Source organism: uncultured Mucilaginibacter sp., assembly GCF_903913935.1.
Taxonomy (GTDB): domain Bacteria; phylum Bacteroidota; class Bacteroidia; order Sphingobacteriales; family Sphingobacteriaceae; genus Mucilaginibacter.
Genome location: NZ_CAIWNH010000191.1, coordinates 1 through 5,600, shown reverse-complemented (window position 1 = coordinate 5,600; position 5,600 = coordinate 1). Strand labels below are relative to the sequence as shown.

Sequence of the window (5,600 nt, the reverse complement as noted above, 5' to 3'; positions counted from 1 at the left end):
GCATAACATTTAATTGTAAATTACGTTTCAATGACTACATTGCAACTTTGTAACATTTCAATGACACAACCCTAAGTGTTAAAGAAGACTTAATGTTAAGAAGCAATAATTTAACTATTTGATAACCGGCGTTTTAATTTAATAACAACCCGCAGGGGTAAATTTGCGTCAATAAAATTATAATAATTACTTGAAAGCCCCGCAAGCAAAACCCGGCAAAAGGCCACTAAAAACAGCCCTGGTTGTTTTATTCCTTTTCACCCTTCAATCTGTGCATGCACAGTCCATTCCATTGATCAATGGTTTTGCTCACAACGATTACAGGCACAAGCACCCCCTTTTTGACGCGTTGAACAACGGCTACACCAATATTGAAGCTGACGTTTTTTTAAGGCGCGGTAAACTGATTGTTGCCCATATCGACCCATATTTTAAAAGACACCATACGCTGGAATCACTTTACCTGAAGCCATTGGCCGACAGGATAGCCGGTAATAAGGGACAGGTTTACACCGGATTTACTACTCCGATCATCTTAATGATCGATATAAAATCCGGGTCTGACAGTACTTATTCGGCCCTGATGGTCCTGCTCGAAAAATACAAAGATATATTATCAGGATACAACCATGGCACACTTCACCAGGGAGCCGTTACCATTGTGTTATCGGGTCATAAGCCTTATCAAATGATACAAAGTGAACAAAACCGGTATGCGTTTATTGATGAAGATTTGCGCAGGGCCAATCGTGATACCCTTGGCGCAAACGTTTACCAGATGGCAAGTTGCAAATACTCCAATCTACTTAAATGGGATGGAAAAGGTGCGATACCGAACGATGAACAAAAAAAGCTTTGTGCTTACGTGGCAATTGCCCATAAATACGGTGAAAAAGTACGGCTCTGGGCTTCGCCTGAAAATAAAGAGGTTTGGACAGAGCTGTTAAAATGCGGTGTCGACCTGATCAATACCGATAAACTGGTTACCCTTAAAAATTTCCTGAACGACCATAAAAGCATCATCGCCAGTAATAACACTTCGTCGACCCCCGATAAAGATTTAAGCGTGTTAAATTTTTAATAACACGAATTTCACGAATAAGTTCGAATTTACACTAATTCGCTTTATTAGTAAAATTGGCTCAAATTTCTATTCGTGTCCATTCGAATCCATTCGTAAACATTCGTGCCTGTTTCTATTCGTGATAATTCGAACCGATTCGTGAAATTCGTGTCCATTAAATTCGTGCAAATTCATAGTGAAAATGCCTTGAGCTTAGCCTGTGCCCAGGTTCCCCAATCCTTAAGTGCTGCATTAAGCGTTTCCTTCAGTTGCGTCGTACTTACCGGCTTGCCCTTTTTTGGTGGCGCCAGTGCCTTATCATCAACGGTTGTTTCAGTTACTTTGGTGGCAAACCAGGTAATATTCTCATGCGGCAGCGCCACACCAAGGATCATACCGGGCAAACCTGTAAATGACTCAGGCCCCCCCGAAACCGGGATCTCGATCGTGTAAAAAGCAACAACGTACACCGAATCCATTATTAGGGCGTTTGCCCTTCGGCAGGTATAACCGGCTATTACCCGGGTTTCGTCAGTTATTTTCCAATAAATCTTCCGGGTGGTATCTTTTACAAGGAAAGTTTCTTCAAAAACATTTTTATGGCATATAAAAGTCCCGGTTGCCAGGTCAGTAAAGGTGGTATTATTTTGTTTCACCATGGCATCATCCCCCCAAAAAGAGCCATAGCCAACTTCATCTTCTATTGGCGTAAACATCGTTTTACTGCCTGAAAAACTAAGGGTACTTTGTAATTTTTTAAACTGCGGCTGGTTTTTTTTGTAGGCTTCAAAAGCAGGCGCCAGGTAGCTTTCATTGTCTTTATTGATATCTTTTTTAAAAAGCGCGTACATATTTGCGGTCTTTTCGAATTCTATAACGCCCGACATCGCGAAGTGGGCATTTTGGCCAAACGAAATCCCTGTGCCTAAAATCAATATTGCCAGGGTATAAAGTGTAATCTTTTTCATCATTTTATTTTTTTGTGATCCCGCCCATTTTGTTAAAATCCCAAACAAGGGAAAGCATAAAATATCTTTTTATAGTGGTGTAGGTGTTTTGTGTTATCAGGTTGCCTGATGAAGTCCTGTCGAAGCCTGAATTTTGGTTCAGCAGGTCATTACCCGCAATAGACAGTTTTAAATTATCTTCCTTTAAAAATGTTTTGGCGAGGGAAGCATTAATGAGGGTACGGGTATAAACTGTATTAAAGGTTTCGGTTTTGCCCCTGTTTTGGTAGTCGCCGTCGGATGCTATCTGAAATTTTCCGGGCAGGTAAAAAGTAAAGCCAGCTGCTGCATTAAACCCGCGCCCGTTATTGTTGATTTGTGGCTGTAATGACGACCCGCTGATGGTATAATTAGGCCCGAAATTCAGATACAGATCATATTTTTTCTCTTTATACTTTGATGTCTGGAATTTTAGTGAGTAAGTATCTGATTTGATAAAATCCAGCGCATTGTTTGAATAATTGTAGGAACTATTACCGTTCAAACCGGCATTTAAACCAATGTTAATATCTGTTTTGCCAAGTTTGCGGTCCAGATAGGCATTCAAGTTATAGTTACTTGACGTTTTGTTTCCTATATTAACATATTGGTTAACTGTATTTCCGTTTGTACTGGTTACCAGGTTGCTTACTATAGGGTTTGTAGTAAATGAATAATTGCCATTCAGCCAGATAGATTGCCCGCTTAAAATCTTATAGGAATTGTAATAGAAATAAAAATTATTAGCAAATGATGGGGTTAAGTTGGGGTTACCAACGGTAATATTATGCGGATCGGAATTTACCGCAACTGGTTGGATCTGGCTGATAGTTGGCTGCTCTGTTCTGCCGGAATAATTCACAAAGAGGCTTTGCTGCTGCGAAAACCGATATTGAAAATTTGCCTGGGGCATCCAGTTAATAAAGTCCCTTTTAAGCATGTTACCTGAAACCAAATCCGTTTGGTTAAAATTCACGTTCGATACTTTCGTGCCAAAATTGAAAACGGCTTTGTTCTTTTTATAATTGAAAACCGCCCCGGCCTGGTTTGATAGTTCATCCAGTTTATAATCATCGCTTAAATTACCTACCTTCAAATTATAATCACCGGGCGAAGATTGATTAAATGAGGCCAGGTTTGACGTGCCATTGTTTACACCGAAGCCATAATTAAAAATCACCGAAAAATCCTTTGTCAGCGGCTCGGTATAGGTAAGGTTAGTTTTCAACGAAGTGCTTTTTACATCGGCAGTTTTATACTGGTCTATTATCGGCAAACTGTCAATTTTTCCTATAGTTATCGGGTTGTAATAGGCCGTCTTTGAATATAGGTAGCCGTTTGAAGTTGTTTCGTTTTGCGATATACCAGCTAAAAATGAAAATGTACGCCCTTTTTTCTTAAATTTTTTGGTATAAAACGCGCTTGCGTTAAATTGCTGCGTATTGTCTTTATTATCAATTTTGCGGCTGCCATTCTGTAGCGTATCAATCCCCTGCAGGCTGGTCGACAAATAGTTGCTCCTGGCATGCGAATTCTTAAGTGTTCCGTCAGCCATTATTTTCAGGTTCGAGGTAGTATCCAGTTTAATCTGGTAAGTAAAATCAAGTTTCTGGCGGAACATAAAATTATCAAAGTTTTGGTTTGATATACCATTGTAGGTCCCGGCAGTAGTATTGTTTTGTGTTAATGTGTTACTGTTTCCATTAACTTCAATAGAGCCTATTTTATAATTTGCGTTGATAGATTCTTTATCACTGTTCCATTTGCTATCGTAATGCAGGCCGCCATTCCGTGCAAGCGGTGTCCCCTGCCCGTTATATTGGCCACTAAATGAGTCGAGCCCGTCGCCGTTGCCGCCGGTTATAAAAATTTCGCCATTATCGCCAAATTGCAGGCCATCCGAACCATATTTTTGACTATCCTCCCAACCCAGGCCGGTTTTGCCATTGTTACCCACGGTTAAATACGCCGAAAATTTCTGCTTGGCTTTAAACCTGTTAAATAACAACTGCCCTTCATAATAACCATCGGTGGCAGCGCCCGCATCCAATTTGCCAAAATAGCCGTTCTTTTTATCTTCCTTTAACTTAATGTTGATCGTCTTTGTTTTTTGCCCGTCATCAATCCCGGTAAACGTGGCCTGGTCGCTTTTTTTATCATACAACTGCACCTTATCCACCATATCCGCCCGGATGTTCTTGGTTACCAATGTCGGGTCATCGCCAAAAAACTCTTCACCATCTACTAACACCTTTCCTACTGATTGGCCCTGGGCGGTTATTTTCCCGTCCTTGTCAACTTCAATGCCAGGTAATTGTTTTAGTAAGTCTTCTACCTTAGCATTGGGTTGCACCTTAAACGCGCCTGCATTGTATTCGGTTGTGTCACCTTTTATTTTCATGGCCGCGCGGGTGCCTTTTATAATTACATCGCGCAATAACCTTGCCTTTAGGAGCATATTTAGTTTACCAAAATCATGGGTGCTTTTTGTTGAGTCGAGGCTGAACTGGTCGACATAATCGGCATAGGTGGGGTAACTTACCAGCAGAATAAATTTACCTTTATGCAAATTGCCGATTGAAAATGCACCGCCGGCTCCTGCCCTTGTAAAGCTTACCAATGTTGAATCTTTTGCATTTAAAACACTGATGGACGCATTTGCCAGTTTGGCATTTTCGGCTGTGTCAACAATGTCCCCTTTTACGGAATAAACGCTTTGCGCTGACAAACGAAGTGAAAAAAGTATGATTAGGGTTAAAAATGTAATTGTGAATTTCATATCTAAGGTTTGTGCCCCTAAAATATAACTAAATACTTAGTTTTTCAAATTCTTTAACATTTATTAACATTTTTTTATCCAAAGTAAAATCACTTTATAATTCATGATGAATTTGCATCTATTTAATCAGCATTTTTTGAAATGCAATGCTATCACCCCTGAAAAGGTCGAAATCAACTACGCTGACTATGCCGTTTACCCTGGCCCTTTCGGAGTGTTGCCAGAATTTCCAGTTGGTATTGGCGCTTATAGTAAGCACAGGATGATCAAAACTGGAGATCCACAAGGGATAATCATCGTAAAAACCGGCCAGGTTTTCCTGGTAAAATGTTAAACCGGTATAAATGATGGGTGTAACTCTTGTTTTCAGGGTTATTTCTTTGATAAATTCATCCAGCTCCTGCCGCATTTTTTCGGGCGTCATACCATCCAAACGCTCAACATCTACTACCGGCGGCAGGTTACCTTTTTGCACTTTTACCGTTTGTAAAAATAGGCCGGCCTGCCACTTGCCGCTAAATTTAGGCCGAAAATACTGGTAGGGGCCACAGGCGATGCCAGCTTTGTTGCATTCGCGCCAGTTGCGCTGAAAATAAGGGTCGACTTTTAAAACACCTTCCGTGGCCTTGATAAACGCAAAGCTGACGTGCACACTGTCCTCCTGCATTTTTTTTACCCGCTGCCAGTCAATCCTGCCCTGGTAGTAGGAAACATCGATACCATGTATTTTGTAGTTTGATGGGATGCGGATATGAAAACTTTTATAAGTGCG

The 5,600-nt window shown here is 40.7% G+C and carries 4 protein-coding genes; 1 reads left to right on the top strand and 3 read right to left on the bottom strand.

Annotated elements, in window-relative coordinates:
* The first annotated feature begins 190 nt into the window (after positions 1-190).
* Entirely contained in the window at positions 191-1,081 is an 891-nt protein-coding gene (locus QZY09_RS07060; RefSeq protein ID WP_295670182.1) for a phosphatidylinositol-specific phospholipase C/glycerophosphodiester phosphodiesterase family protein, read from the top strand.
* A gap of 173 nt (positions 1,082-1,254) precedes the next feature.
* Here the strand turns inward: QZY09_RS07060 and QZY09_RS07055 are convergent, their stop codons facing one another.
* The 3 genes from QZY09_RS07055 to QZY09_RS07045 form a co-directional block, all read right to left on the bottom strand.
* A complete protein-coding gene (locus tag QZY09_RS07055; RefSeq protein ID WP_295670179.1) occupies positions 1,255-2,034 on the bottom strand; it encodes a GLPGLI family protein in 780 nt (259 codons plus the stop codon).
* Position 2,035: 1 nt separating this feature from the next.
* Positions 2,036-4,828 carry an outer membrane beta-barrel family protein gene (locus QZY09_RS07050; protein WP_295670176.1) on the bottom strand — a complete coding sequence of 931 codons (2,793 nt, stop codon included), beginning with the start codon at positions 4,826-4,828 and terminating at the stop codon, positions 2,036-2,038.
* Between the two features lie 118 nt (positions 4,829-4,946).
* A partial coding sequence (locus QZY09_RS07045) for a GH25 family lysozyme (RefSeq protein WP_295670174.1) occupies positions 4,947-5,600 on the bottom strand: 654 nt, incomplete at its 5' end.